Source organism: Streptomyces sp. XM83C, from assembly GCF_023072675.1.
Classification (GTDB): domain Bacteria; phylum Actinomycetota; class Actinomycetes; order Streptomycetales; family Streptomycetaceae; genus Streptomyces; species Streptomyces thermocoprophilus.
Genome location: NZ_JALLGL010000020.1, coordinates 1 through 26,986, shown reverse-complemented (window position 1 = coordinate 26,986; position 26,986 = coordinate 1). Strand labels below are relative to the sequence as shown.

The following is a 26,986-nucleotide window of genomic DNA, read 5'->3' as shown; positions in this document are numbered from 1 at the left end:
CTTTCGCGCGGTGAACGACGACTCTGCATGCGTCTGCCCCTCACAAAGGAGGAAACAGGATGAGCTGGCTGGTCACGGGCGGGGCCGGATACATCGGCGCGCACGTCGTGCGTGCCATGGTCGACGGCGGTCAGTCCGTCGTCGTCTACGACGACCTGTCGACCGGCAGCGCCGACCGTGTGCCCTCCGGCGTGCCCCTGGTCGTCGGCAGCGTGCTGGACGCGGAACCGCTGGAGCGGGCGATCCGCGAGCACGGTGTCACCGGTGTCGTGCACATCGCCGCCAAGAAGCAGGTGGGGGAGTCGGTCGAGCGTCCCCTCCACTACTACCGGGAGAACGTCACCGGCCTGCAGACCCTGCTGGAGACCATGGCCGCCAACGGCGTCGACCGCCTCGTCTTCTCCTCCTCCGCCGCCGTCTACGGCATGCCCGACGTGGACCTCGTCACGGAGGAGACCCCCTGCGTGCCGATGAGCCCGTACGGCGAGACCAAGCTCGTCGGCGAGTGGCTGATCAAGGCAGCCGCCCACGCCCATGGCCTGCGCGCCGCCTCCCTGCGCTACTTCAACGTCGCCGGCGCCGCCGCCCCCGAGCTGGCCGACACCGGCGTCTTCAACCTCGTCCCCATGGTCTTCGAGCGGCTGGAGGCCGGCGAGGCGCCGCGCATCTTCGGCGACGACTACGCCACCCCCGACGGCACCTGCATCCGTGACTACATCCACGTCGAGGACATCGCCTCCGCGCACCTCGCGGCGGCCGTCCGCCTGGCCGAGGCCGAGCCGGGCACCGCGCTCACCCTCAACGTCGGCCGTGGTGAGGGCAGCTCCGTCCGCGAGGTCGTCGACCGCATCCTCAAGGTCACCGGCCGAGAGGGCGTCGTCCCCACGGTCTCCGACAGGCGCCCCGGCGACCCCGCGCGCGTCGTCGCCTCCGCCGACCGCATCCGCGAGGAACTGGGCTGGTCGGCGCGGTACGACCTGGACGCGATGATCGACTCCGCCTGGCAGGGGTGGCGACTGCGGCACGGGTGAGCCCGCCCCCGGCCTGACCTGCCGCGCGATCCCGGACGGGCGCCGTCCGCCGATCGGACCGTTCCGCACGGGGCCGGGCTCTTCGCGTAGATTTCGGGCAGGCAAGCCGGACAGACGTGAGGAGACGCGACCAAGGTGGCAGGGGCAAGGCAGGCCGTGAACGAGGCCCGCAGGATCGTCGTCAAGGTCGGCTCCTCCTCGCTGACCACCGCGGCGGGCGGACTGGACGCCGACCGGGTCGACGCGCTCGTCGACGTACTGGCGAAGAGCCGCAGCGGCGGGGAACGCGAGATCGTCCTCGTCTCCTCCGGCGCCATCGCCGCCGGCCTCGCCCCCCTGGGCCTGCGCCGCCGCCCCAAGGACCTGGCCCGCCAGCAGGCCGCCGCCAGCGTCGGCCAGGGCCTGCTCGTCGCCCGCTACACCGCCTCCTTCGCCCGACACGGCATCCGCGTCGGCCAGATCCTGCTGACCAGCGACGACATGAGCCGGCGCGCCCACCACCGCAACGCCCAGCGCACCCTGGACCAGCTGCTGACCATGGGCGCCTTCCCGATCGTCAACGAGAACGACACCGTCGCCACCGACGAGATCCGCTTCGGCGACAACGACCGGCTCGCCGCCCTCGTCGCCCACCTCGTCCGCGCCGACCTGCTCGTCCTGCTCTCCGACGTGGACGGCGTCTACGACGGCGACCCCAGCCGCCCCGGCACCTCCCGGATACCGGAGGTCCGCGGCCCCGCCGATCTCGCGCACGTCGAGATCGGCAGCGCGGGCAAGGCGGGCGTCGGCACCGGCGGCATGGCCACCAAGGTGGAGGCCGCCAACATCGCCGCCGCCGCCGGCATCCCCGTGGTGCTGACCAGCGCCGTCCACGCGGCCGACGCCCTGGCCGGCCGTGATACCGGAACCTGGTTCCACGCCACCGGCAAGCGCTCCGCCGACCGGCTGCTCTGGTTGCAGCACGCCTCCACCCCGCAGGGCGCCCTCGTCCTGGACGACGGCGCCGTCCGCGCGGTCGTCGAGCGGCGCAAGTCCCTGCTGCCCGCCGGTATCGCCGCCGTCGAGGGCGAGTTCAGCGCCGGCGACCCGGTGGAGCTGCGGGACGCCGAGGGGCGCGCGGTGGCCCGGGGGCTCGTCAACTTCGACGCCAAGGAGATCCCCCGGCTGATCGGCCGCTCGACGCGCGAACTGGCACGCGAACTCGGCCCGGAGTACGAACGCGAGGTCGTACACAGGGACGACCTGGTCCTCCTCCACCCGTAAACGGTGTCGAAACCTCCGCTCCCGGTGGGGGACGTTCCGTAAAACCGCCCCGCGGAGCCGTACGGCCTGCTCAACTGTGTGCCGGGGATGTGTTCAAGGCGCACATCCCGTACGAGCACTGGGCGAAGGAGGCCGTCGTGGCCGTCGTGAGACGAGTACGCCCTGGGGCTGCGGCGTCCCGCTCCGGCACCGGCAGGGGCTCCGGCCAGGGCGCGGACCGCGGTACGGGGGGCGCGCGGGGCGCCCGCGCAGACGGCGAGGAGCGCCCCCTCAGCAGCGTTCCCGCCGGCGGGACCGGCGCCGACACCACGGCCGGAGGGCGCGGCACCCCCGACGGGCTGCCGCGCCTGTGGCACGTCACCCTCTGCGTCTCCGGCGGGGAGGTCCCGCTGACCGAGGTGCGGCGCGGCCTGGAACAGCTCGCGCACGACCATCCCTTCCTGCTGACCAGCCGCTACGCCGTCGACCACGCGGAGATCCGCTACTGGGAGGAGGCCCGCGACCTGCACGACGCGGCGGCTGTGGCGCTGCGGCTGTGGGGCGAGCACCGGCGCAGCGCCGGGCTTCCGCCCTGGGAGATCGTCGGTCTGGAGGTCATCGACCGGGAGACCTACCACCAGCGGATCGCGGAGGGGTACGGGCCGCCGCCGGCGACACCGGTGGGCATCCATCCCTTCTAGACACCGGGGCTCGGTGTTCCGCCTGCTCGGGCGCGATGGCCGGTCCGGGCTTCCGGCCGGGAGCGGGTTCGCGCGCCGCAGGGCCCGGCCCCCCGCCCGGGGCTCCGCACCCCCTGCCGGGCTTGTCATGCTTTGGCCCTGTCTCGTGGTGTGGGACGAACGGTGAACGGACCGGCCGGGCGCACTACCCTTCCCTCATGACCACGCTCTCGCCGTACGACTCCATGTCCCCGGTCACCCGGGCCGCCTACCGGGCCAAGGCCGCCGCCGCGACGCTCGCGCCGCTGCCGCGGGCCGTGAAGGACGACGCGCTGCTCGCCGTCGCGGACGCGCTGGAGGTCCGCACGAGCGAGATCGTCGAGGCCAACGCCCAGGACGTGGCCAAGGCCCGCGAGGGCGGCATGAGCGAAGGCATGATCGACCGCCTCACGCTCACCCCGGAACGTGTCCGCGCCATCGCCTCCGACGTCCGGGACGTCGCCGCGCTGCCCGACCCGGTCGGCGAGGTCGTACGCGGCTCCACCCTGCCCAACGGCATCGACCTGCGGCAGGTCCGCGTCCCGCTCGGCGTGGTCGGCATCATCTACGAGGGCCGCCCCAACGTCACCGTCGACGCCGCCGCGCTCTGCCTGAAGTCCGGCAACGCCGTCCTGCTGCGCGGCTCGTCCTCCGCGTACCGGTCGAACACCGCCCTCGTGCGGGTCCTGCGCGACGCCGTCGGCGGGGCCGGGCTGCCCGCGGACGCGATCCAGCTGGTGCCGGGGGAGAGCCGGGACAGCGTGCGCGAGCTGATGCGCGCCCGCGGCCTGGTCGACGTGCTGATCCCGCGCGGCGGCGCCTCGCTGATCAACACCGTCGTGCAGGAGTCCGTCGTTCCCGTCATCGAGACCGGCACCGGCAACTGCCATGTCTACGTCGACGCGCAGGCCGACCTCGACATGGCCGTCGACATCCTGATCAACTCCAAGGCCCAGCGGGTCGGCGTCTGCAACGCCGCCGAGACCCTCCTCGTCCACCAGGACATCGCCGGCGACTTCCTGCCCCGCGCCCTGGACGCCCTCGCCGACGCCGGCGTCACCGTGCACGCCGACGAGCGCGTGATGGCGTACGCCAAGGACTCCCGGGCCACGGTCGTCGAGGCCACGCCCGAGGACTGGGAGACGGAGTACCTGTCGTACGACATCGCCGCCGCCGTCGTGGACTCCCTCGACAAGGCCGTCGAGCACATCCGGCTGTGGACCTCCGGGCACACCGAGGCCATCGTCACCAGCTCCCAGCAGGCCGCCCGCCGCTTCACCCAGCTGGTCGACTCCACCACCGTCGCCGTCAACGCCTCCACGCGGTTCACCGACGGCGGCCAGTTCGGCTTCGGCGCGGAGATCGGCATCTCCACGCAGAAGCTGCACGCCCGTGGCCCCATGGGCCTGCCGGAGCTGACCAGCACGAAGTACATCGTGACGGGCGACGGGCACATCCGGGGCTGAACCGACCGGAAGAGGAGATTACCGGCCGGTAGGGGGTGATGAATTTCCATACCGTCTGCCCAAATTGACCCCTCCGGTCTACTCTGGATCCGTGCCGGAGGACGTGGGGGGCACGCCGTTCCCTGACGGCTGGGAGCCCGACGACGACCACGACCGCGGGGTGTCGGACGAAGAGTTCGCCTCCGTGGTCTTCGACGAGGCCTTCGTACGTGCGGCCACGGTCCATGAGCCCACCGCCGTCGAACGGCTGCTGGCCGCCGCCCAGGCGAGAGCGGAGGCCTCCGAAGCGGAGGCCGCCCGCCGAGGCCACGGCCGCGGCGACCGCTACGAGGACCGGTACGGCCGCGACGACCACGGCGGCTTCGGCCCGGACCCGGATTTCGACGACTACGACGCCGACGACGACGGCTACCCCTTCGACCGGCGTCACGGCTTCCTCGGGCCGCACGGCCGCCAGGTCCGCTGGCACCGCCCCGTCGCCTGGATGCTCGCCCTGGTGATGGGTGTCGGCATGGTCGCCCTCGCCTTCGCCGCCGTCTACCGGGGCGCCTCCGGAGGCAGCCGCGACCGCGTACCGCCGCCCGCCTCCACCGAAGTGGAACAAGGCACCAAGGCCGCTCCCTCCGCGTCCGCCGACTACTCCCCTCCGGCGGTCTCCGCGGTCCCGCGCACCCCCTGAACGACCCCGCACGCATGCGGTGAGAACCTGTCAGAACTTGTCGTGCGGCAGGGCGTTTACCGTAGCTCCCGCAGACCTACCCTGAAGGTATGGGCGGGCCTGGAGAGCCACCCGAGGGGACACCCGAGGGAGCCCCCGGTGGCGACGACGAATACCGATCCGTCGTCTTCGACGAGTCGTTCGTCCGTGCTGCCCGCCTCCAGGAGTACTCCGCCGTGGAGCGGATGGCCGAGCACGCCCCCGCCGTGCGCCGCCGCCCCTCCCTGCGCCGGGGCCTGTCCCGGCAGGCACTGATCCTCGTCCTGCTGATCGCCGTCGCCTTCGGCACCGCCGTCTACATGGGCGTACGGCACCCGTACTCCTCGCCCGCGGCCCGGCAGCCCGTCGAACCCCTCCGCGTCACCGTGATCCCGCTCGCCCCCGAGGGAAAGGTGCCCGGCACCGGAGACCCCGAACAGCTGTACGCACACAGCCCCGCCGCCCGGTTCCGCATCGGCGCCGAGGGCATCCCGCTGCCCGCGTCCCGGCGCACCGCGCACTTCTCCGACAGCCAGGTCGTGACCGCCCTGACCACCGCCAAGGAATACCTCGTCCGCTCCTCGCTCTACCCCGAGGTGCTCACCGGGCAGCAGGTCCGCCCGGTGCGGGTGATACTCGACCCCGACCAACTCGACCAGTTCGACCAGAGCTTCACCCACCCGGCCGCCGACGGACGGCACACCCCCACCGGCTGGCTGGTCCGCTTCGACCCCGCCCGCGCCGAACTGGCCGACGAGAAGATCCGCGTCCAGGGCACCCTCACGGCCGCCGAGACCGACTCCGACACCCTCGAGGTCACCGCCGACCACACCTTCGTCTACGCCCTGCGCCCCGCAGGCTCCGACAGCACGGACGCCGCGTCCCTCTTCACCGTCCGCCGCGAGCTACAGTTCCGCTTCGACCGGGAGGACCTGCGTCTGCACCAGGCGCAGGTCGTCGCCTCCTACGTCCAGGCCGGGCCGCTGTCCTGCGCCGAGGACTCCACCAACCATCTGCGACCGCTGCTCGCCGGGCAGACCGCGAAGAGCGGCGGCCCCGCCGGCACCGACCCCTACGCCACGGGCAGCGCGACCGCCCTGTGCGGCACCCTGGCCGGCAGCGCCCTGCCCCGGGTGTGAACGCACCCCGAGGCCGCTCACCCCGGCCGTCGGTGCACGGGCGGCGCCGGACGGCGACCCGTCCCGTCAGCCCTCGTCGCCCGGCCGGTCCGCCGGCGGCTCCTTGTCGGAACGGTCCTTCGTCGCCGTACCGCCGGAACCGGACTGGCCGCCGGGGCCCGCGAACCCGGCGAAGCCGCGGCGGACCCGGCCGCCCAGGTCACCCGCGCCGCCCGCCAGATCCGTGACCAGCTTCATCAGCGGGTCCTTCGACGTCTTGACATGCGCGGCGTAGTGCGAAGCCGTCTCACGGAAGGACTCCGACACCGAGGCGTCCTTGTCCTCGCTGCGCCGCGGATAGTGGCCGTCCATGATCCGCTGGAAGTCCCGCGACTCCGACCACTTCTTCAGCTCGGCCGCCCGCACCGTCGTGAAGGGGTGCGAGCGCGGCAGCACGTTCAGGATCTTCAGCACCGAGTCCCGCAGGTCGCCGCCCGCCTCGTACTCCTCGGCCTGCGCCAGGAACGCGTCCACGTTCATCTCGTGCAGATGGTTGCCGCCCGCGATCTTCATCAGTCCGCGCATCGACGCCCGCACGTCCTGGCCGACCAGCAGCCCCGCCCGGTCCGCGGACAGCTCCGACTTGCGGAACCACTCCCGCAGCGCCGTCACGATCGCCATGATCGCCAGATTCCCCAGCGGGATCCACGCCACCCGCACCGCCAGGTTCGTCAGGAACAGCAGGATCGTGCGGTACACGGCATGACCCGACAGGGCGTGGCCCACCTCGTGCCCGATGACCGCCCGCATCTCCTCCTCGTCGAGCAGCTCGACGAGACCCGTCGTGACCACGATGACCGGCTCGTCCAGGCCGATGCACATCGCGTTCGGCACCGGGTCCTGGTTGACGTACATCGGCGGGACCTTCTCCAGGTCCAGGATGTAGCAGGCATCCCGCAGCATGTCGTTCAGATGCGAGAACTGCTGGTCGGACACCCGCACCGAGTCCGACAGGAACAGCAGTCTCAGGCTCCGCTCGGGCAACAGCCCGCTCAGCGCCTTGAACACCGTGTCGAACCCGCTCAGCTTGCGCAGCGCCACCAGCGCCGAGCGGTCCGCCGGGTGCTCGTACGCGCGCGAGGAGATCCCGGGAAAGCGCCTGCGCTGCCTGCTCGGCACCTTCTCGCTGCCGCCGTGCTGCTGACCGTCGTCGGACATGTGGTCCCCCATGTGCGTCGGTGTGGCCGCCCAGCGGCCCTGTCCGCCCCCCAGGCCGGTCCCAGCCTAGGCGGAGTTACCGTTGACCGGCACCACACCTGAGGAGGCCCCAGCCATGGAGTACACCCTCGCAGCCGGCCGGCTCACCGAGGCCGCGAGCGCTGCCCAGCACCAGGGTTCGGGGTATCTGCTCCGGGTCGTCCTCGTCGTGATGATCGTCGGGTGCGTCCTGACCGCGTGGTTCCTGCTGCGGGGCTACAAGCAGAAGGACGACTGAGACCCACCGGAAGGTTCCCCGGCCCGCCCCGCGCGTCCCGCACGCCCCGCGCGGCCACGGCGAGGGCTCCCAACGGCGGAGTCGGCGTGATCGCGGAAGAGCCGCCCGCTTACGATGGGCCGACGTCTTTATCCCGCCCACACCTGATAGGTCCTGCCGAAGATGAGCTTCCACAGCACCGCAGCCCAGTTGGTCACCCTTGCCGCCGAGGGCGAGGAGCACGGCGGCAACCACAACAGCCTCAGCCCCTATGTCACCGGCGGCGGCGCCCTCCTCGTCCTGCTGCTCCTGCTGTGGATCACCACCCGCTTCAATCGGGACCGCTGAGCCCGCACCCCCTCCCGGCCTCCACCGGGGAGCGGGCGGCGAAGCCCCACAGGCCGGGCCGGTAGGGTCTGCACGCATGGGAGAGCAGGACATGCCTACCGGTCCGGCGCACGACACGGCGCACGCCCCGGCCGACACGCCCCGCGGTACGCCCCGCACGCCGGGCGCACGCCCCGCGCTGCCGGTGCACGGCCCCGGCAGCGGCCCGTCCGCGCCGGGCAAGCGCCGCCTCGGCGTCATGGGCGGCACCTTCGACCCGATCCACCACGGGCACCTGGTGGCGGCCAGCGAGGTCGCCGCCCAGTTCCACCTGGACGAGGTCGTCTTCGTACCGACCGGCGAACCGTGGCAGAAGAGCCACCGCACGGTCTCCCCGGCCGAGGACCGCTATCTGATGACGGTCATCGCCACCGCCGAGAACCCGCAGTTCTCCGTGAGCCGTATCGACATCGACCGCGGCGGCCCCACCTACACCGTCGACACCCTGCGCGACCTGCGCGCCCTCAACCCCGACACCGATCTGTTCTTCATCACCGGCGCCGACGCGCTCGCCCAGATCCTCACCTGGCGGGACACCGAGGAACTGTTCTCCCTCGCGCACTTCATCGGGGTCACCCGGCCCGGCCACCACCTCGACGACCCCGGACTCCCCGAGGGCGGGGTCTCCCTCGTCGAGGTGCCCGCCCTCGCCATCTCCTCCACCGACTGCCGGGCGCGGGTCGCCAAGGGCGACCCCATCTGGTATCTGGTGCCGGACGGAGTCGTGCGCTACATCGACAAGCGTGAGCTGTACCGCGGCGAGTGAGCCGAGAGGGGCTACCGGTGAACGACCGATACGACGCGGGGGCTGCGGGATACGGAGCCGACCAGTACGAACTGGTCGGCTACGACGAGTACGGGCAGCCGGTCTACCGGCACATCCCCGCCCAGCCGGCGCCGCAGCAGCCGTACGACCCTTACGCACAGCAGGGATACGGCTACGACCCGTACGCGACCGGACGGCAGCAGACCCCCGGCTACGACCCCTACGACCCGTACGCCACAGGCCAGGGGCAGCAGACCACCGGTTACGACCCCTACGGCACCACCCAGCAGACCCACCCGCAGGACACCGGCTACGACCCCTACGGGCAGACCGCCACCAGCGGACAGCAGCCCCGCATCCCGTCCCCGGCGGCGCCCCCCGCACAGCAGCCCGGCGGCGACGGGCACACCGCCCACATCCCGCAGCAGGCCGGACCGGCCGAGGACGACATGTCCACCCCGTCCGGCGCATCGGACGAACGGCAGTACGACACCGGACAGTTCGCCTTCGTCGAGGAGCCCGACCAGGACTCCGAGGACGTCATCGACTGGCTGAAGTTCACCGAGAACCGCACCGAGCGCCGCGAGGAGGCCCGCCGCCGCGCCCGCAGCCGCGTCATCGCCCTCCTCGTCGTCCTCGCCCTGGTCGCCGTCGGCGGCGTCGGCTACCTCTGGTACGCCGGGAAACTCCCCGGCCTGTCCGACTCCGGCGACGACTCCCGCACCACCACCGCGACCGGCGCGCAGAAGCGTGACGTGGTCGTCGTCCATCTGCACGACACCCGGCAGGGCGGCACCTCCACCGCGCTGCTCGTCGACAACACCACCACCAAGCAGGGCACCACCGTCCTGCTGCCCAACGCGCTCGCCCTCACCTCCGACGACGGCACCACCACGACCCTCGCCAAGTCCGTCGAGGACGACGGCTCCGGCGGCACCCGCGACGCGCTGAACTCCGTCCTCGGCACCGACATCCAGGGCACCTGGCGGCTGGACACGCCGTTCCTGCAGAACCTCGTCGACCTCGTCGGCAACATCGAGGTCGACACCGACACCGACGTGCCCGACCCCGACGCGAAGAAGAAGGGCGCCGCCCCCCTCGTCCGCAAGGGCGAGGACCAGACCCTCAGCGGCAAGATGGCCGTCGCCTACGCCACCTACCGCGCCTCCGGCGAGTCCCAGAACGCCCAGCTGGAGCGGTTCGGGCAGGTCATGCAGGGCACCCTGCGCAAGATGTCCTCCGACCCGCAGGCCGCGACGATCACCGTGCAGACCCTCGGGCAGATCCTCGACCCCTCCCTGTCCGACAAGGACCTCGGCGCCTTCCTCGCCCAGCTCGCCGACCTCGCCAAGGGCGGCGACTACAAGACCGCCCTGCTGCCCGTGCAGGACGACGGCACGCTCACCGCGCAGGCCGGCGACAGCGTCGTCAAGAGCATCCTCGGCGGCACCGCCAAGAGCCCCGACCAGTCCAGCGCCGTCCGCGTGTCCGTGCAGAACGCCAGCGGGGTCAAGGACAACACGGAGAAGGCCCGCGTCGTCCTGCTCAACGGCGGCTTCACCTTCCTCGACGCCGGCACCGGCACCACGAGCGACGACTCCCGCGTCGTGTACGCGGACGCCGCCGACAAGGAGAACGCGACCGAGGTCGCCAAGACCCTGGGCCTGCCCGCCACGGCCGTCACCGAGGGCAAGGTGACCGGCAACGCCGACGTCACCGTCGTACTGGGGCAGGACTTCGAGCCGTCATCGTCGTAGCCGTGGCCGAAGCCGTGGAACCGCCGGGCCCCCGGGGCCCGGCGGGCTCCTCCTGTGCGACAGGGCGCGGCGGGCATGCGATCGCGACAATCACGTAGGGGGCGCCCGGCGGTCCGTGAGACCCTGGAAGGCAAACGACCGCCGACGGAAAGCCTTGCAGTGACCGCAACCGACCGTTCCCTCGAGCTGATCAACACCGCCGCCCAGGCGGCGGCCGACAAGCTCGCGCACGACATCATCGCCTACGACGTCAGCGACGTCCTGTCGATCACGGACGCCTTCCTCCTGGCGTCCGCCCCCAACGACCGGCAGGTGAAGGCCATCGTCGACGAGATCGAGGAGCGCCTGCTGAAGGAGCGCGGCGCCAAGCCGGTACGCCGCGAGGGCGACCGCGAGGCCCGCTGGGTCCTGCTCGACTACGTCGACATCGTCGTCCACGTCCAGCACAGCGAGGAGCGCGTCTTCTACGCCCTCGAGCGGCTGTGGAAGGACTGCCCCGAGCTCGACCTGCCCGAGGACGCCAAGGCGACCCGCGGCAAGGCCGAGGAGCACGCCAAGCAGCAGGCCGCGGAGGAGGCGGCGGAGCTGGGCGGTGAGTGGCGGTGAGCGCCACCGGTGAGGTGAGCACCGGCAAGCCGGACCGGGGCCGCCGCATCATCCTGTGGCGCCACGGCCAGACCCAGTGGAACGTGGAGCGCCGCTTCCAGGGCACCACCGACGTCGAGCTGACCGAGACCGGCGTCGCCCAGGCCCGCCGCGCCGCCCGGCTGCTCGCCTCCCTGCGGCCCGACGCGATCGTCTCCTCCGACCTCGAGCGGGCCGCCCGCACTGCCGCCGAGTTGGCCGCTCTGACGGGCCTGGAGGTCACGCACGACGAGGCGCTGCGGGAGACGTACGCGGGCGTGTGGCAGGGCCTCACCCACGAGGAGATCGTCGAGCGCCACGGCGAGGAGTACGCCGCCTGGAAGCGCGGCGAGCCGGTGCGCCGCGGCGGCGGTGAGCTGGAGAGCGAGGTCGCCGACCGGGCCGCGCCCGTCGTGCTGCGGCACGCGGAGAAGCTGCCCGACGACGGCACCCTCGTCGTCGTCAGCCACGGCGGGACCATCCGCACCACCATCGGCCGACTCCTCGGTCTGGAGGGCCGGCACTGGGAGAGCCTCGGCGGCCTCTCCAACTGCTGCTGGTCCGTCCTCGGGGAAGGTGCCCGCGGCTGGCGTCTGCTGGAGCACAACGCCGGAACCCTGCCGGAACCGGTCCTCGGCGACGACGACTGACGGGCCCCGCCGGGCGGGACGGACGGCCCCCGCGGGCGGGCCGGACCCCGGATTTCACTTTCTGGCAGGTCGCAGGCTAAAGTTCTTCTTGTTCGCACCGCCGAGCGGGAAGAACACAAGGGGCTATAGCTCAGTTGGTAGAGCGCCTGCATGGCATGCAGGAGGTCAGGAGTTCAATTCTCCTTAGCTCCACACAGAGACTCTGGCGCAACGTCAGAGATCGACGAACGAGGATCCCGTCCCCACAGGGGGCGGGATTTTTCGTTGCCTCCCAGCCGGTACGCCCGCCGCGCCGCACAGGGCCACGAGGGCATGGGGGTGCGCGGCGCGGATGCGGGCCGGTCGCCGGCGCCGGGCGGCCGTCCGAGGCAGACTCTCCCCGGGCAGGCTTGAGTCACCCGGGCCCTTCCGGCGTATACATCTGCGGAAGCGTTTCCACGAGCACGCCCGCACGCGTGGCGGCAGCTCCCGGGGCGCTGTGTCCGGACCGGTACTGAGGCGTCGCTGACCGTATTGGCCCGGCCGTGGCAGAATCAAACGGCCGGAAGGGGGCGCGACCCGACGGGAGGGAGTGGTGATGCCTGCGAGCATCCTCGAAGAGGTCGGTGGCCTCTTCGACGCACGCTGGACACGGGACACGGTGACCCGGCTCAGCTGCCCTTCCTGCGGTTCCGCGCACGTCGCCCAGGTCCTCGGTGACAACGGCGGGATCTCCTACGTGTGCACGGCCTGCGGCCACAGCTGGAGCTGAGCGATGGGTGCACACAGGCGAAAGTGCGACTGGTGCGGCAGCGGCACCCCGATCGTCCGCGACATGGAACCGGTCAACCCCGACTACCAGTACTGGTGCGAGGAATGCGCGCGGGCGCTGATCATAAAGGGCGACCCGATCGAGACATACCGGGAGCTGGAGGGCGAACCGATCTACGGCCGGCTCCTGGAGGAGCACTGCACGCTGAAGCGGTTCTACTCGTTCGTGACGGCGTGACGACCGCCACCGGGAACCGATTTGGTGTTCACCCCCCAGGACCGTGTAATGTTGTCGTCGTCGCCGGGGGAACCGGGCGAAACCGCCGGGGAAACCCGGTGGGGCACAACAAGGGGCTATAGCTCAGTTGGTAGAGCGCTTGCATGGCATGCAAGAGGTCAGGAGTTCAATTCTCCTTAGCTCCACAGCAGTCGAGGGCGGGTCATCCGGAAAGGGTGACCCGCCCTCGGTGTTTCCGTGCGCCCTCGCGTGTTCCCGCACATGACGGACGCCGCGGCGACGACAGGCCGCGCTTCCCGGCGACCGTACGCGCCAGGCCGCGCTCCCCGGACGACGTCGGCGGCACCACTGCGGCGCCCGCGTGCCCCGCGACGAGGAACGGCCCGCCCCCCTTGCCGGGGAGCGGGCCGTTGCCCTTCCTGGGTTCCCGCGTCCGCGCTCAGCGGCCCAGGGCCCGCCTGCCGCGCCCCTGGGACAGCACCGGCAGATTGCTGCGCGACTCGCCCTGCGCGCGTGTGTCCTCCTCGATGCGCAGCGCCAGAGCCGGGCAGCGGCGCACCGCGCGCAGCGCCTTCGCCTCCGCGTACCGAGGCACCTTCGCCTGCGCCACCGTCGGGAAACCGTCCGCGCCGAGCTGGAAGACCTCCGGCAGGATGTCCGCGCACAGGCCGTGCCCCCGGCACAGGGTCCAGTCGACGTAGATCTTCTGACGGCTGGGACCGGTCTCCTCGGGCTCTCCGCCGCCCGGGATGCCCGTAGGTGCCCTGCCTCCCTCGAAGAGCGGCAGAACGCCTTCCACGGGCCGTCCACAGCCGTTGCCGAGGACATGGGCGGCCAGGTCGTCGGTGAACGCCTTGATGGTCGACTCCAGGAACATCGCCGAACCGTCCGGATGCGAGCACGCGCCGCGCCGCTTGACGTTCTTCGCGACCTGCTTGAGCGCCTCCAGCGCGGCCGGCCCGCCGCCGCTCAGGATGTCCTGCATACCGCGCGCGGCGGCCGGCAGCCCCAGATAGCAGGGGCCGCACTGGCCCGCGCTCTCCTCCGCCAGCCACTGCGCCACCCGCAGCGACTCGCCCAGCGGGCACGTCTCCTGACTGATCGGCAGGATCGCGCCGGCGCCCAGCGAACCGCCCACCGCGTCCAGCGAGTTACGGGAGACGATGGCCTCGTTCACCGTCGCCGCGTCGATCCACTTGCCGTGATAGCCGCCCGTCAGCACACCCTGCGGCACCGGCGGGGCGCCCGCCAGTTGCAGCACGTAGCGCAACGGCACACCCGTGGGGACCTCGATCACCATCGGGCGGGCCACCGCGCCGGACACGGTGAGCATGACGGTGCCCGGCTCGTCGTACAGGCCGGTGTTGCCGTAGCGCTCCGGGCCGATGCGGGCGGCGATGGCCAGCTGCGCGAACGTCTCCGCGTTCGACAGCAGGGTCGGCGCGCCGCCCACACCGCTCTGCGAGGCGCTGATCTTCCGGCCGGGCGGGATGGCCGGGCCGCCGTCGATGGAGCGGATCAGCGACGCCGCGGCGCCGGTGACCATGCGCACCGGGTTGCGCTGCACGCGCGCGCGGAGCGCCGAACGGCGGCCGTTGTTCAGGCCGCGTTCGGCGAGCGCGGCCTCCATCGAACGCTGCGTGGACTCCCGGGTGACCCCCACCACGAGCGTGCGGGCACCCAGGGCCTCGGCACACAGCAGGGCGCCGTCCAGGATGAGATGCGGGGCACGGTTGATGAGCACCGTGTCCTTGCGGCAGGCCGGTTCGTCCTCGCTGCCGTTGACGACGACGACCGGCCGGACGCCGCGGCGGATCGCCGACTCGGCGACCGACCGCAGCTTCTTGTGGAAGGGGAAGCCGGCGCCGCCGCGGCCCCTGAGATTGATCCGTTCGGCGAGCTGCGCGAGCTGCTCACCGCCCATCGGCTCGAGCGGCCCGTGCACCTTCAGATGCATGGGCAGATCGAGCCGTTCGACAAGGTCGAAGCCCGACGTGAGCTGCGGAAGGCCGACCACGCGGACTTCTGGGACGTCGGGCAGGGCCTCGTTCACCTATAGCCTCCGGAAGGCATGTTCCAAGGTTCGCCCGAACCCGGGGCGTCGAAGGACGCACCGGGGAGTGGTTCGGTTGCGGGACCGCTGTTGTACGTGTCGTTCTGGTTGTACGTGCTGAACCCCGTGTTCGTCTCACCGGTGTCGTACACGTCACGTCCGCCGTACCCGGCGGTGCCGCCCGCGGTGCCGTACGCGGGGATCGTGTACCCGGTGTCGGTCAGCGGGTCGTACGCGGACGGCGGGGCCTCGCCGACCGGCGGCGGGGACGGGATCGGCCAGCTCCCGGAGGTGCTGCCGCCGCTGTCGACGCGCGGCATCGCCTGGGTGGGCTGCGCGGCCGGAGGCGCGTCCATGCGCGCAGCGGCGTCGCCGGGGAACTGGCCGCGTCCACGCGCGCGTGAGTTCACCGCGCGGTAGGCGGCGGCGAACCCGGACGAGGCGGGCTCCTCCTGCGCCGGGGCGTCGAACGAGGACGGCCCGGACGCCGCCGCGTACGGCGCGGTGGGCGCCCCCGCGAACGATCCGGCGGACCTGTCGGAGTCGCGTGACGAGCGGCGTCCCTCGTAGCCCGGCAGCGAGGAGCCGGCCTCCGAGACACGCGCGCGGCTCGCCTCCAGATCGTCGATCGCCGACCGCTCCTCGCTGCCGAGAACGGCCATGATCCGGTCGGCGACACGCCGCTTCACCCGGCGGGGCGCCGCCCGCAGGGCCAGGGCCGCGATCACGCCGAGCAGTGACAGGTCGTACAGGACGAAGAAGATCGGCTTGGCCAGTCGACCCGCGTAGAGGCCGTGGATCAGCGCGAAGCACCACGCCGGGTAGGCCAGCATGTGCATGGCCCGCCAGCGGGCGGCGACAGGCGCCGGGGAGGCGAACGCGCTGCGCAGTGCGCCGGTGACGCCCACGAAGATCATCAGTAGGCCGGCCAGGGAGCCGAGGCCGATCAGCCCGGCGGTGCCGGTGACGCCGAGCGAGAACGGGATGATCGCGGCGATCAGCTCGGTGTGCTCCAGGGCGACCTTGACCGTGATGTGCACCAGGAGGAACGCGATCGAGGCCACCGCGGTCGTCCGGTGCACCGCCTGCCCGATGATCCGCTGGCGGGTGTTGAGCAACAGCCGGTCCTGGGCGACCAGGCCCCAGATCACCGAGCAGCTCAGCGAGACGAGGGAGAGCACTCCCGCGCCGAAGTTCAGGAACTCACGGACACGGTCGCCTCCTGCCAGCACGATCACGGGTATGAGCAGCAGAACGACAGCTGACGCCACCCCATAGGCCGAGCGGCCGGGCCGGGGAAGCGAGCTGGTACTACGACGAGGGTTCATGGGGGGCAACTCCGAGCAGTTCGGGTGAGCGGTCCCGCGCCGCACTCTAGGTCGCGCCGTACCGATCAGTACGAGGTTTCGGTTATTGCGTTGTTATCAAAGGACAATGGGGTCGTTGCGTTGTCCCGGTAGGGGGTGTTACGCGAAGTAATCCTTGAACTCGAGTCAGTGGGTGCGGGTGTGGACACGGTGTCTCCCTAGGCGTACGGAAGACCTTCGCGGCTTGCTCAACCGGTGCGGTACCCTGACGCCATGCGTGCCGTACGCCTTCTGCTTAGCGAGCCGCGCTGATCAGTCCCGACCACCGGTGAGAGTGGTCGGAGTCGGCGCGGCGTCCCCTCCTGTGCGAGGGGATTTTTCGTTTCTTGAGTGAAGCGCAGGCAGAGACGATCGATGGAGCTTAAAGGATCATGAGCGAGACGAACCCCGCTGCCGCTTCGGACGTGGCAGCGCCGCACCGCTACACGGCCGCCATGGCCGCCGACATCGAGGCACGCTGGCAGGACTTCTGGGACGCCGAGGGCACCTACGCCGCGCCCAACCCCAAGGGCGACCTGGCGGGCGACCCCGAGACGGTCGCCAAGCCGAAGAAGTTCATCATGGACATGTTCCCGTACCCGTCCGGTGCGGGCCTGCACGTCGGCCACCCCCTGGGCTACATCGCCACCGACGTCTACGCCCGCTTCCAGCGGATGACCGGCCACAACGTCCTGCACACCCTGGGCTTCGACGCCTTCGGCCTGCCCGCCGAGCAGTACGCCGTGCAGACGGGCACGCACCCCCGTGTGTCCACCGAGGCCAACATCGAGAACATGAAGGCCCAGCTGCGCCGGCTGGGCCTGGGCCACGACAAGCGCCGGTCCTTCGCCACGATCGACCCGGACTACTACAAGTGGACCCAGTGGATCTTCCTGCAGATCTTCAACTCCTGGTACGACCCCGAGGCGAAGAAGGCCCGCCCGATCTCCGAGCTGATCGCCCAGTTCGCATCCGGTGAGCGCCCCGTCCCGGGCACCACGCGCGCGTGGAGCGAACTGAGCGACACCGAGCGCGCCGACATCCTGGGCGAGTACCGCCTGGCCTACGCCTCCGACGCCCCGGTCAACTGGTGCCCCGGCCTGGGCACTGTCCTGGCCAACGAGGAGGTCACCGCCGACGGCCGCTCCGAACGCGGCAACTACCCGGTCTTCAAGGCCAAGCTGCGCCAGTGGAACATGCGCATCACCGCCTACGCCGACCGGCTGCTGGAGGACCTGGAGGAGCTGGACTGGCCCGAGGCCATCAAGCTCCAGCAGCGCAACTGGATCGGCCGCTCCGAGGGCGCCCGCGTCGACTTCCCCGTCGGCGACGAGAAGATCACCGTCTTCACCACCCGCCCCGACACCCTGTTCGGCGCCACCTACATGGTGCTGGCGCCCGAGCACCCGCTGGTCGACAAGTTCACCCCGGCCGCCTGGCCCGAGGGCACCCACGACGTGTGGACCGGCGGCCACGCCACGCCCGCCGACGCCGTCGCCGCCTACCGCGCCCAGGCCGCGGCCAAGTCCGACGTCGAACGGCAGGCCGAGGCCAAGGACAAGACCGGCGTCTTCACCGGCGCGTACGCGACCAACCCGGTCAACGGCGAGCGGATCCCCGTCTTCATCGCCGACTATGTCCTGATGGGCTACGGCACCGGCGCGATCATGGCCGTCCCCGCCCACGACAGCCGCGACTTCGCCTTCGCGCGCGCCTTCGAACTGCCGATCCGCTGCGTCGTGGAACCGACCGACGACCGCGGCACCGACCCGGCAGCCTGGGACGACGCGTTCGCCTCCTACGACGCCAAGATCATCAACTCGTCGGGCGCCGGCGTCTCCCTGGACGGCCTGGGCGTCACCGAGGCCAAGGCCCGTATCACCGCCTGGCTGGAGTCCCAGGGCATCGGCGAGGGCACCGTCAACTACCGGCTGCGCGACTGGCTGTTCAGCCGCCAGCGCTACTGGGGCGAGCCCTTCCCCATCGTCTACGACGAGGACGGCATCGCCCACGCGCTGCCCGAGTCGATGCTGCCGCTGGAGCTGCCCGAGGTCGAGGACTACAGCCCGCGCACCTTCGACCCGGACGACGCCGACACCCAGCCCGAGACGCCCCTGTCCCGCAACGAGGACTGGGTCAATGTCACCCTGGACCTGGGCGACGGCCCGAAGAAGTACCGCCGCGAGACCAACACCATGCCCAACTGGGCCGGCTCCTGCTGGTACGAACTGCGCTACCTGGACCCGCACAACAGCGAGCAGCTGGTCGACCCGGAGATCGAGCAGTACTGGATGGGCCCCCGCGAGGGCCTGCCGCACGGCGGCGTCGACCTGTACGTCGGCGGCGCCGAGCACGCCGTGCTGCACCTGCTGTACGCCCGCTTCTGGTCCAAGGTCCTGTACGACCTGGGACACGTCTCCTCCGCGGAGCCGTTCCACAAGCTGTTCAACCAGGGCATGATCCAGGCGTACGTCTACCGCGACAGCCGCGGCATCGCCGTACCGGCCGCCGAGGTCGAGGAACGCGACGGCGCCTACTGGTACAACGGCGAGAAGGTCACCCGCCTGCTGGGCAAGATGGGCAAGTCCCTGAAGAACGCCGTGACGCCGGACGAGATCTGCGCCGAGTACGGCGCCGACACCCTGCGCCTGTACGAGATGGCGATGGGCCCGCTGGACGTCTCCCGCCCCTGGGACACGCGCGCGGTCGTCGGCCAGTTCCGGCTGTTGCAGCGGCTGTGGCGCAACATCGTCGACGAGAACACCGGCGAGGTCACCGTCACCGACGCCGAGCCCGACGAGGACACCCTGCGCGCCCTGCACAAGGCGATCGACGGCGTCCGCGGCGACCTGGAGGGCATGCGCTTCAACACCGCCATCGCCAAGGTCACCGAGCTGAACAACCACCTGACCAAGGCGGGCGGCCCGGTCTCCCGGCCGGTCGCCGAGGCCCTGGTGCTGATGGTCGCGCCGCTGGCCCCGCACATCGCCGAGGAACTGTGGCGCAAGCTGGGCCACACCGACTCCGTCGTCCACCAGGACTTCCCCGTCGCCGACCCGGCGTACGTCGTCGACGAGACCGTCACCTGCGTCGTCCAGGTCAAGGGCAAGGTGAAGGCCCGTCTGGAGGTGCCGCCGGCCATCTCCGAGGAGGAACTGGAGAAGGTGGCGCTGGCCGACGAGAAGGTCGTCGCCGCGCTGGGCGGCGCCGGCATCCGCAAGGTGATCGTGCGGGCGCCGAAGCTGGTGAACATCGTTCCTGCGTGAGGTGAGCGGGCCGGGGCCGCGTGAGGTGGCTGGTCGGGGTCGCGTGAGGTGGCCGGGGGCCGCGTGAGGTGGCTGGTCGGGGCCGCGTGAGGTGGCTGGTCGGGGCCGCGTGAGGTGGCCGGGGGCCGCGTGAGGTGGCTGGTCGGGGTCGCGTGAGGGTCGGCCGGGGGCTGCGCGCGGTGACGGCTCAGAGTCTGCGCGCGGTGTCGGCTCGCCGACGCGCCGACGAGCGTGCCGCGTGCGGTGGGCGCTCCCGGGCCCTCGTGCGGTGACGGCTGGCCGGTCGGGCCGGCGAGCGTGCAGCGTGCGGTGGGCGCTCCCGGGCCCTCGTGCTTACGGCTGGCCGGTCGGGCCGGCGGGGTGTCGGCCGGCCGGTCGAGTCGGGGGGTGTGCGCGTCCGCTCCGGGTGTTCCCCTACGGGCAGGTTCGGGGTTTTTCCGGAACCCCGGGCCTGCCCGTTGCGTTTACCGTGGAAGAGCGGCGTGGCAGGTGCCGCGGGCCGGAGGAGGAGAGTCGTGGAAGCAGTCCTAGCCGTCTTCGCCCTGCTCTTCGTGCTCTTCGTCGCCCTCGGCACATACGCCACGGTCAAAGCGATCGGCGCCGCCAAACGCGGCGTGGACCGCACCTTGACCCAGGCCCGCCGCACCGTCGAGGACCACACCCTGCGCGCCAAGTCGCTGGCCCAGCCCGGCCCCGTCGGCGAGATCGCCCAGCTCCGGCTGAAGCTGCGCACCTCCATGCGCGCCACCCAGGACGCGCTGCACGCGGCCGTCGCCGGGGACGCGTCCCTCAAGGAGTCCCTGGGCCTGTTCGAGCGGCTCAGCGTGCACGGGCACGAGCTCGACGACGAACTCAAACGCCTGGAGTCCGAACCCGACCGAGCGACCCTCGCCGCCCGGCTGCCCGAGCTGCGCGAGCGCACCGAGCGCATCACACACTCCGCGGACTCCCTGCGCTGGGCGGCCCGCGACCGGGCCCGCCGCTTCGCCGACGACGACCTCGACGCCCTGAGCGCCCAGATCGACGTGGAGGCCGGCGCACTGCGCCACTGGACCACCTCCGACGAGCCGCCCCGGCCCTGGCCCGAGGCCCCGCCCGCCGACCCGCCGACCCACCGGCAGACCTGGCCGGAGACCGGCCCGTCCGCCGGGGAGCAGACCGGCCGGCCCACCGAAGAACCGGCGCGGCGACCCTCCATCACACCGCCCGCACCGCGCCAGACCTACCCCTGGCAGAAGAAGCCCCGGCCCGAGAGCACGTCATGACCCCGGCCCGGCAGACCCGGGTGAACGGGGTCGGACTGCCGCACACGCACCACGCCAGGTAACCTCCAGCTCATGTCCCGCCATGTCGCGATCGTCACCGATTCAACGGCCTACCTGCCGCCGCGGACGATGGAGCGCCACGGCATCACAGCGGTACCCCTGACCGTCGTCCTCGGCGACCGGGCACTCGAAGAGGGCACCGAGATCTCGACCCGCTCCCTGGCCCAGGCCCTGCAGAAACGACGCCCCGTCACCACCTCGCGGCCCAGCCCGCAACAGTTCGCCGACACCTACCGCAAGGTCGCCGAATCCGGCGCCAGCGGCATCGTCTCCCTGCATCTGTCGGCCGAGCTGTCCGGCACCTACGACGCCGCGGTCATCGCGGCCCGCGACGCGCCCGTCCCGGTCCGGGTCGTCGACACCGGCATGATCGCCATGGCGCTCGGCTTCTGCGCCCTCGCCGCGGCGGAGACCGCGGAGGCCGGCGGCACCCTCGACGAGGCGGTCACCGCCGCGGAGAAACGCGCCTCGGGCACCTTCGCCTACTTCTACGTCGACACCCTGGACTATCTGCGCCGCGGCGGCCGGATCGGCGCCGCACAGGCACTGCTCGGCTCGGCGCTCGCCGTCAAACCCCTGCTGCAACTGGAAGGCGGCCGCATCGGCCCGCTGGAGAAGGTCCGTACGGCGTCCAAGGCGATCGCCCGCCTGGAAGAACTCGTGGCCGAGAGGGCGGGCAGCGCCCCGGTCGACATCGCCGTCCACCATCTCGCCGCCCCCGAGCGGGCCACCGCCCTCGCCGAGAGGCTCAAGAGCCGGGTCCCCGGGCTGGCCGACCTGCATGTGAGCGAGGTCGGCGCGGTGATCGGCGCACACACCGGACCGGGACTGCTGGGAGTCGTCGTCTCGCCACGGTGATCCGACCTCGGCCCCACCTCGTGCTCTCTCCGGCCGCGGGCCCTGCCCCCGGTTCACCCGCACGAGTGACGACGTTATCCACAACTGCGCGGTTTTCCCCGGAAAACAAGCAAGATCACCAAGAAGTCGCGAAGTGCCCCATCCTCGAGGCATGGCACTTCGATCACACGCACGCACCACTGCGGCCACCAGCGGTCCGGGCCGCTCCCGCGCCTCCGACAGCCGCGTACGCCACCGCCGACCGCACGCCCGGAGCCGCGCCCGGCAGCGGCACGCACACGCGGAGCATCTACGCCGCCGCGCGGAGATGCTCTTCGCGCCGGGACGCGAAGACACGTACGCACAAACGCTGTTCGCACCGGGACGGAGAGCAGAGGAGCCCGGAGGCGCACCGGCCCGTGCGGACGATACGGGCCGAACGGATCATCTGGCTCTAACAGATCATCCGGACCGCGCGGACCCTCCGGCCCGTGTCCCGGTCAGCGGACCGGAGCACCGGCAACGCGCCGATGCCTGGCGGGAGTCGGGCGCGGGACCGCCATCGTCCGCCCGACCGCATCCCGCGACGGAACCGGAAAGGGTGTCACATCCGGGCGGGAGCACGCCGGGTGAGGACGAGCCGGGGGAGACAGGCCCGGCCGATCGCGCCGGAGGCACCTGGCGGATGCGGATCGGGGCGGCCGTACGGGAGCGGATGCCGCTGTGGCTCCAGACGCGCTGCGGGCTGGAGCGGCGCAGCGTGGTCGCGCTGACCGTACTGCTCGTCGTCGCCGTGGGATTCGCCGTGCAGCACTTCTGGAGCGGGCGGACGCACACTGTGCAGGCGCCGGAGGTGGTGCGGGCGGCGGCGCCCTACGGCGAGCGGACGGCCGACGCTGAGCAGGCGGGCGGCGTGTCCGGCGGAACCGGAGAAGCGCGCCCCGGAGAGGAGGGCGAGTCGGGTACGGCCGGTGCCCCGCCGACCGGCGCGGCAGGTCCGGGTGCTGCGGGTTCCGGCGGTGCGGAGATCGTCGTGGACGTCAGCGGCAAGGTCCGGAACCCCGGGATCCACCGGCTGCCGGCCGGTTCCCGGGTGGCGGACGCGCTGGAGGCGGCCGGCGGGGCGAAGCCCGGCACGGACCTGACCAGCCTCAACCGGGCCCGCTTCCTGGTGGACGGGGAGCAGGTGGTCGTCGGGGCCCCGGCCACGGGCGGCGGGCCGGGCGTACCGGCGGGCGCGACGGCAGGGGCGCCGGGCGGTGCCGGGGCGGCGACCGGACCGGCGGGGCCGATCTCCCTGAACACGGCGACCGTGGAGCAACTCGACACACTGCCCGGGGTGGGACCGGTGCTCGCCCGGCACATCGTCGACTACCGCACCGCGCACGGCGGTTTCCGCTCCGTGGACGAACTGCGCGAAGTCAACGGCATCGGCGAACGCCGCTTCGCCGACCTGCGGAATCTGGTACGGCCGTGAGCAGGGACGACGCCACCGAGCGGCGACCGGGCCGACAGGGCGGGCAACCGCGCGGTACGGGAGGCGTGGGAGCGCGGGCGCGGCAGGCGGTGCCGGCGGCGTTTGTGTTGTCGCGGGAAGCGGCGTTTACGGGCGTGGTGCGGCAGCTCTCCGAGCGACGGGACGCCGGGCCACCGGGCCACCCCTCCCGAGGACGGATGCCCGATCCGGCCGGTGGGCCCGGCGGCCCCGCCCCCTCTGGCGGGCCGGCCTCGCTCGGCCCGCCCGGTGAGCCCGGTGGCCACGCCGCTCCGTCCTCCTCCTCCGCACCCGCCCGGCCGGGAAGATCCGGATCACCCAGCACTCCTGGTGTTCCTGTGCCGGGGAGGCGGCACGCGGTGCACGCGGCGTCCGGTAAGCGGCTGGGGGTGGCGCATCCTCGGCAGGAGGGGCCGCCTGATCTGCGGCTCGTGCCGCCCGCGCTGGCCGCCTGGGCGACGGCGGCGGCCACCCTGGACGCGTCGCCGGGCACGGTCGCGGGCCTGGTGGTCGTGTGCCTCGGTGTGGCGGTCGCGCTGGCCGTGGGGCGTCGGCGCTCCGGCGACGGTTCGCGGGGACGGCACTCGGGGTGGTCGCGGGCGACGGCCGTCGCCGTGCTGCTGTGCACCGCCACGGCCGCCGTCTCGGCGGGGCTGCACGGCGCGGACCTGCGGCGGGGCCCCGTGCCGGAGCTGGCGCGACGATACGCCACCGTCACCGCCGACGTGGAGGTCACCGCGGACCCGCGGCTCACCCGGCCCCGCGTCACCGGCGACCGGATGGCGCCGCCTTCCGTGGTGCTGCACGCGGAGGTCACCGCCGTCCGCCCGGCGCACGGCCGGCGGGAGCATGTCCGCACGCCGGTGCTGGTGATCGTGCCGGCGGTCCGGTCGGGCCGAACGGCAGGCGCCGACAGGGCCGGGCGTTCGCCATGGCTGGAGCTGCTGCCGTCGACCCGGCTGCGCGTGACCGGCCGGCTCGCACCGCCGTTGGCGGGCGGTGACCGCATCGCGGCCGTGCTGCGGCTACGCGCCGGCGCCGTACCGCGGACCGAGGGGGAACCGACCCGCATGCAGCGGTTCGCGGGACGGCTGCGGGCCGGGCTGCGGGAGGCCACCGACGGCCTGCCGAAAGACGCCCGGGCCTTGCTGCCCGGCCTGGTCGTCGGGGACACCGCGCGGATCACACCCGACCTGGACGCGGCGTTCAAGGAGACGGACCTCGCGCACGTGCTCGCCGTCTCCGGCAGCAACCTCACCATCGTCCTCGCGCTGCTCCTGGGCCCGCCGGGACTCGCGCAGCGCGCCGAACGCCGGGGCGCCGCGCCCCGCCTGGGCCTCACCCTGCGGGCGACGGCGGTGTTCGGTGCGGTGCTCACGCTCGGGTTCGTGCTCGTGTGCCGGCCCGACCCGAGTGTGCTGCGCGCGGCGGCCTGCGGGGGCGTGGCGCTGCTGGCGCTGGCCACGGGGCGGCGCAGATCACTGCTTCCGGCGCTGGCTACGGCCGTACTGCTGCTGGTGCTGTACGACCCGTGGCTGGCCCGCAGTTACGGCTTCCTGCTGTCCGTGCTGGCCACGGGCGCCCTGCTCACGCTGGCGCCCCGGTGGAGCGCCGCGCTGCGGCGGCGCCGGGTGCCGGCCCGGGCGGCGGAGGCGCTGGCCGCGGCGGCGGCCGCTCAGGCGGTGTGCGCCCCGGTGGTGGCGGTGCTGTCGGCGCGGGTGAGCCTGGTGGCGGTGCCGTGCAATCTGCTCGCGGAGTTCGCGGTCGCGCCGGCCACGGTGCTCGGGTTCGCGGCACTGGCCTGCGCACCCTGGGCGATGCCGGTCGCCGAGGCGTTGGCCTGGTGCGCGGGTTGGCCCGCCGGATGGGTCGCCGGCATCGCCCGGACCGGGGCGGCGCTGCCCGGCGGGGGAGTGCACTGGCCGGGCCACTGGTGGGGCGCGCTGCTGCTCGCCCTCGTCACGGTGGCGCTCGTACCGGCCGCCCGCAGACTGCTCCGGCATCCGTGGCTGTGCGGTGCCTGTGGTCTGCTGCTGGTGCTGGCCGTGGTGCAGCCTCCGCCGCTGACCAGGGTGATCACGGGCTGGCCGCCGTCGGGCTGGCGGCTGGTGATGTGCGACGTGGGGCAGGGCGACGCGGTGGTGCTCGCGGCGGGGAAGGGCACCGGCGTGGTGGTGGACGCGGGGCCCGAGCCGGCAGCCGTGGACGGGTGCCTGCACCGGCTCGGCGTCACCCGGATCCCGCTGGTCGTACTGACGCACTTCCACGCCGACCATGCCGCGGGCCTGCCGGGGGTGCTGCACGGCCGTCAGGTCGGCGCGATCGAGACGACCGGCCTCGAAGAGCCCTGGGACCAGGTGGAGTTCGTACGGAAGGAGGCGAAGCGACGACACATCCCGCTCACCCGGGCGGCGGCCGGTGAACGGCGGCGGGCCGGTGACCTCGACTGGGAGGTGCTGTGGCCGCCCGGCGGGGCCGCGGAGGCGTTCGGGCCGACGCCCGACGGGCCGAACGACGCGAGCGTGACCCTGCTCGTGCGCTCCGGCGGCCTGCGGATGCTGCTCCTCGGCGACCTGGAACCACCCGCCCAGCGGGCACTGCTGAGATCGCCGGCAGCCGCACAGCTCGCCGGAGTGGACGTGCTGAAGGTGGCCCACCACGGCTCCGCGTACCAGGACCCGGGCCTGATGCGGGTGGCGGCACCCAGGCTGGCGCTCGTTTCTGCCGGGGCCGGCAACCCGTACGGGCATCCGGCGCCCGGCACGGTGGAGGCCCTGCGGGCCCGGGGTGCGACGGTGCTCCGCACGGACCGCGACGGAGCACTGGCGGTCACGACCGAGGACGGCCGACTGCGGGTGACGACGGACTGACCCCCGGTCCCCGCCGGTGCCCGGCAGTCGGGTCATGGCCATCCGCGACGGGCGGGATGCCGGGGCGGTCGATGAGCGCCGGGTGGTCCGGGTCCGGATGTGGTCGGGCGTCTGGTGTGGGTGGCGTCGGCCGGCCGGGGCTGCTCGGGTGGGCGGCGCTTGGGGCCATGGCCATCCGGTACGGCGGGATGCCGGGGCGGTCGACGGCCGGTGCTGCTGCCGGGGCGGTTGAGCGCCTGGTGGTCGGACGCGGGCGTCGGCGAGCACGGCACCACCCGCCCGGTCCCCGGGCGTGGCCGGGCGGGTGGTGCGGGTGGCGGCGGTCGGGGTCGCTGGGGTGGTGTGGGGCGGCAGACTGGGGCCATGGACACGGTCTTGGATGCGATGCAGGTCGATGCCTATCTCCGCCGGCTGGGGGTGGAGCGGTCCTCGGAGCGGCCCACGGACGAGGTGTTGCGGGAGCTGCACCTGCGGCATCTGGTCGCCGTGCCGTTCGAGAACCTGTCGGTGCATCTCGGCGAGGAGATCGTGCTCGACGAGAAGCGGCTGGTGGAGAAGGTGGTCGGGGCGCGGCGGGGAGGGTTCTGCTACGAACTCAACGGCGCGTTCGGGGCGTTGCTGGCGGCGCTGGGCTTCGAGGTGTGGCCGCTGGCGGCGCGTGTGTACGGGGAGGGGGAGCGGCTCGGGGTGCCGTACGACCACATGGCGCTGCGGGTGCGGACGGCGGACGGGGGCGACTGGCTGGCCGATGTGGGGTTCGGCGCGCACAGCCACTACCCGCTGCGGTTCGCGGAGCGGGGTGAACAGACCGACCCGGGCGGTGTGTTCCGCATCGCTCCGGCCGCACCGGACGCGGCCGGAGCGATGCGGAACAC

At 72.6% G+C, this 26,986-nt stretch carries 23 protein-coding genes and 2 tRNA genes; 22 read left to right on the top strand and 3 right to left on the bottom strand.

The features are described 5' to 3' along the window. Positions 1–59 precede the first annotated feature (59 nt). The 6 genes from galE to MTQ10_RS04445 all read left to right on the top strand — a co-directional run bounded on the left by galE (position 60) and on the right by MTQ10_RS04445 (position 6,294). Positions 60–1,031 (top strand): UDP-glucose 4-epimerase GalE, encoded by a 972-nt coding sequence (galE, locus tag MTQ10_RS04470; RefSeq protein WP_247462429.1) that lies wholly within the window; start codon positions 60–62, stop codon positions 1,029–1,031. Positions 1,032–1,166: 135 nt separating this feature from the next. Continuing rightward, positions 1,167–2,294 carry a glutamate 5-kinase gene (gene proB / locus MTQ10_RS04465; RefSeq protein ID WP_247462427.1) on the top strand — a complete coding sequence of 376 codons (1,128 nt, stop codon included), beginning with the start codon at positions 1,167–1,169 and terminating at the stop codon, positions 2,292–2,294. A 146-nt stretch (positions 2,295–2,440) separates the two neighbouring features. Further along, a complete protein-coding gene (locus MTQ10_RS04460; protein WP_247462447.1) occupies positions 2,441–2,974 on the top strand; it encodes a hypothetical protein in 534 nt (177 codons plus the stop codon). Between the two features lie 197 nt (positions 2,975–3,171). Then, positions 3,172–4,458, top strand: coding sequence for a glutamate-5-semialdehyde dehydrogenase (locus MTQ10_RS04455; protein WP_247462425.1), 1,287 nt, complete (start codon positions 3,172–3,174; stop codon positions 4,456–4,458). 91 nt (positions 4,459–4,549) lie between these two features. Beyond that, positions 4,550–5,137, top strand: a complete 588-nt coding sequence (locus tag MTQ10_RS04450; RefSeq protein WP_247462423.1) for an SCO2584 family spore wall biosynthesis protein — start codon at positions 4,550–4,552, stop codon at positions 5,135–5,137. Between the two features lie 89 nt (positions 5,138–5,226). Next, on the top strand, positions 5,227–6,294 hold the full coding sequence (locus MTQ10_RS04445; protein ID WP_247462421.1) for an SCO2583 family membrane protein: 1,068 nt from the start codon (positions 5,227–5,229) through the stop codon (positions 6,292–6,294). A 66-nt stretch (positions 6,295–6,360) separates the two neighbouring features. On the opposite strand, the gene MTQ10_RS04440 is transcribed toward MTQ10_RS04445, so the two are convergent. Beyond that, positions 6,361–7,491, bottom strand: coding sequence for a M48 family metallopeptidase (locus tag MTQ10_RS04440; protein ID WP_247462444.1), 1,131 nt, complete (start codon positions 7,489–7,491; stop codon positions 6,361–6,363). A 115-nt stretch (positions 7,492–7,606) separates the two neighbouring features. Here MTQ10_RS04440 and MTQ10_RS04435 point away from each other — a divergent pair, with 115 nt between their 5' ends. The 10 genes from MTQ10_RS04435 to MTQ10_RS04390 all read left to right on the top strand — a co-directional run bounded on the left by MTQ10_RS04435 (position 7,607) and on the right by MTQ10_RS04390 (position 13,104). Beyond that, complete coding sequence (locus tag MTQ10_RS04435) at positions 7,607–7,768, top strand: hypothetical protein (protein WP_247462419.1); 162 nt, start codon at positions 7,607–7,609, stop codon at positions 7,766–7,768. A gap of 162 nt (positions 7,769–7,930) precedes the next feature. After that, the gene (locus MTQ10_RS04430; protein WP_247462417.1) at positions 7,931–8,095 is read left to right on the top strand and encodes a hypothetical protein; all 165 of its coding nucleotides are present in this window, start codon (positions 7,931–7,933) and stop codon (positions 8,093–8,095) included. A gap of 76 nt (positions 8,096–8,171) precedes the next feature. Continuing rightward, positions 8,172–8,900 (top strand): nicotinate-nucleotide adenylyltransferase, encoded by a 729-nt coding sequence (gene nadD, locus MTQ10_RS04425; protein WP_247462414.1) that lies wholly within the window; start codon positions 8,172–8,174, stop codon positions 8,898–8,900. Between the two features lie 17 nt (positions 8,901–8,917). After that, entirely contained in the window at positions 8,918–10,657 is a 1,740-nt protein-coding gene (locus MTQ10_RS04420; protein WP_247462412.1) for an LCP family protein, read from the top strand. 159 nt (positions 10,658–10,816) lie between these two features. Then, positions 10,817–11,263, top strand: a complete 447-nt coding sequence (rsfS, locus tag MTQ10_RS04415) for a ribosome silencing factor (protein WP_247462410.1) — start codon at positions 10,817–10,819, stop codon at positions 11,261–11,263. Next, positions 11,254–11,931, top strand: coding sequence for a histidine phosphatase family protein (locus MTQ10_RS04410; RefSeq protein WP_247462408.1), 678 nt, complete (start codon positions 11,254–11,256; stop codon positions 11,929–11,931). The genes rsfS and MTQ10_RS04410 overlap by 10 nt, the downstream gene beginning before the upstream one ends. 119 nt (positions 11,932–12,050) lie before the next feature. Beyond that, positions 12,051–12,123 (top strand) — tRNA-Ala (locus tag MTQ10_RS04405). Positions 12,124–12,508: 385 nt separating this feature from the next. Beyond that, on the top strand, positions 12,509–12,682 hold the full coding sequence (locus MTQ10_RS04400; protein ID WP_247462405.1) for a hypothetical protein: 174 nt from the start codon (positions 12,509–12,511) through the stop codon (positions 12,680–12,682). Between the two features lie 3 nt (positions 12,683–12,685). Beyond that, positions 12,686–12,919, top strand: a complete 234-nt coding sequence (locus MTQ10_RS04395) for a hypothetical protein (RefSeq protein ID WP_003976229.1) — start codon at positions 12,686–12,688, stop codon at positions 12,917–12,919. A gap of 112 nt (positions 12,920–13,031) precedes the next feature. Further along, a tRNA-Ala gene (locus MTQ10_RS04390) sits at positions 13,032–13,104 on the top strand. Between the two features lie 254 nt (positions 13,105–13,358). Here MTQ10_RS04390 and MTQ10_RS04385 read toward each other — a convergent pair. Then, complete coding sequence (locus MTQ10_RS04385) at positions 13,359–14,972, bottom strand: NADH-ubiquinone oxidoreductase-F iron-sulfur binding region domain-containing protein (RefSeq protein ID WP_247462403.1); 1,614 nt, start codon at positions 14,970–14,972, stop codon at positions 13,359–13,361. After that, positions 14,969–16,300 (bottom strand): cytochrome b/b6 domain-containing protein, encoded by a 1,332-nt coding sequence (locus MTQ10_RS04380; protein ID WP_247462401.1) that lies wholly within the window; start codon positions 16,298–16,300, stop codon positions 14,969–14,971. The genes MTQ10_RS04385 and MTQ10_RS04380 overlap by 4 nt, the downstream gene beginning before the upstream one ends. Positions 16,301–16,710: 410 nt before the next feature. Here MTQ10_RS04380 and leuS point away from each other — a divergent pair, with 410 nt between their 5' ends. The 6 genes from leuS to MTQ10_RS04350 form a co-directional block, all read left to right on the top strand. Further along, on the top strand, positions 16,711–19,584 hold the full coding sequence (gene leuS, locus MTQ10_RS04375; RefSeq protein WP_247462399.1) for a leucine--tRNA ligase: 2,874 nt from the start codon (positions 16,711–16,713) through the stop codon (positions 19,582–19,584). Between the two features lie 515 nt (positions 19,585–20,099). Then, entirely contained in the window at positions 20,100–20,849 is a 750-nt protein-coding gene (locus MTQ10_RS04370) for a hypothetical protein (protein WP_247462397.1), read from the top strand. 72 nt (positions 20,850–20,921) lie between these two features. Then, positions 20,922–21,767, top strand: coding sequence for a DegV family protein (locus tag MTQ10_RS04365; protein ID WP_247462395.1), 846 nt, complete (start codon positions 20,922–20,924; stop codon positions 21,765–21,767). A gap of 664 nt (positions 21,768–22,431) precedes the next feature. Then, positions 22,432–23,223 carry a helix-hairpin-helix domain-containing protein gene (locus MTQ10_RS31585; RefSeq protein ID WP_374117565.1) on the top strand — a complete coding sequence of 264 codons (792 nt, stop codon included), beginning with the start codon at positions 22,432–22,434 and terminating at the stop codon, positions 23,221–23,223. A 377-nt stretch (positions 23,224–23,600) separates the two neighbouring features. Next, positions 23,601–26,111 (top strand): ComEC/Rec2 family competence protein, encoded by a 2,511-nt coding sequence (locus MTQ10_RS04355; RefSeq protein WP_247462391.1) that lies wholly within the window; start codon positions 23,601–23,603, stop codon positions 26,109–26,111. A 363-nt stretch (positions 26,112–26,474) separates the two neighbouring features. Further along, a partial coding sequence (locus tag MTQ10_RS04350) for an arylamine N-acetyltransferase family protein (protein ID WP_374117564.1) occupies positions 26,475–26,986 on the top strand: 512 nt, incomplete at its 3' end.

Excerpts from the sequence above, each read along its gene's own strand:
- MTQ10_RS31585 (WP_374117565.1), top strand. The coding sequence starts at position 22,432 with ATGCGGATCGGGGCGGCCGTACGGGAGCGGATGCCGCTGTGGCTCCAG.
- leuS (WP_247462399.1), top strand. The coding sequence starts at position 16,711 with ATGAGCGAGACGAACCCCGCTGCCGCTTCGGACGTGGCAGCGCCGCAC.
- MTQ10_RS04445 (WP_247462421.1), top strand. The coding sequence starts at position 5,227 with ATGGGCGGGCCTGGAGAGCCACCCGAGGGGACACCCGAGGGAGCCCCC.
- galE (WP_247462429.1), top strand. The coding sequence starts at position 60 with ATGAGCTGGCTGGTCACGGGCGGGGCCGGATACATCGGCGCGCACGTC.
- nadD (WP_247462414.1), top strand. The coding sequence starts at position 8,172 with ATGGGAGAGCAGGACATGCCTACCGGTCCGGCGCACGACACGGCGCAC.
- MTQ10_RS04380 (WP_247462401.1), bottom strand. The coding sequence starts at position 16,300 with ATGAACCCTCGTCGTAGTACCAGCTCGCTTCCCCGGCCCGGCCGCTCG.
- MTQ10_RS04435 (WP_247462419.1), top strand. The coding sequence starts at position 7,607 with ATGGAGTACACCCTCGCAGCCGGCCGGCTCACCGAGGCCGCGAGCGCT.
- MTQ10_RS04395 (WP_003976229.1), top strand. The coding sequence starts at position 12,686 with ATGGGTGCACACAGGCGAAAGTGCGACTGGTGCGGCAGCGGCACCCCG.
- MTQ10_RS04430 (WP_247462417.1), top strand. The coding sequence starts at position 7,931 with ATGAGCTTCCACAGCACCGCAGCCCAGTTGGTCACCCTTGCCGCCGAG.
- MTQ10_RS04400 (WP_247462405.1), top strand. The coding sequence starts at position 12,509 with ATGCCTGCGAGCATCCTCGAAGAGGTCGGTGGCCTCTTCGACGCACGC.
- MTQ10_RS04365 (WP_247462395.1), top strand. The coding sequence starts at position 20,922 with ATGTCCCGCCATGTCGCGATCGTCACCGATTCAACGGCCTACCTGCCG.
- MTQ10_RS04440 (WP_247462444.1), bottom strand. The coding sequence starts at position 7,491 with ATGTCCGACGACGGTCAGCAGCACGGCGGCAGCGAGAAGGTGCCGAGC.
- MTQ10_RS04455 (WP_247462425.1), top strand. The coding sequence starts at position 3,172 with ATGACCACGCTCTCGCCGTACGACTCCATGTCCCCGGTCACCCGGGCC.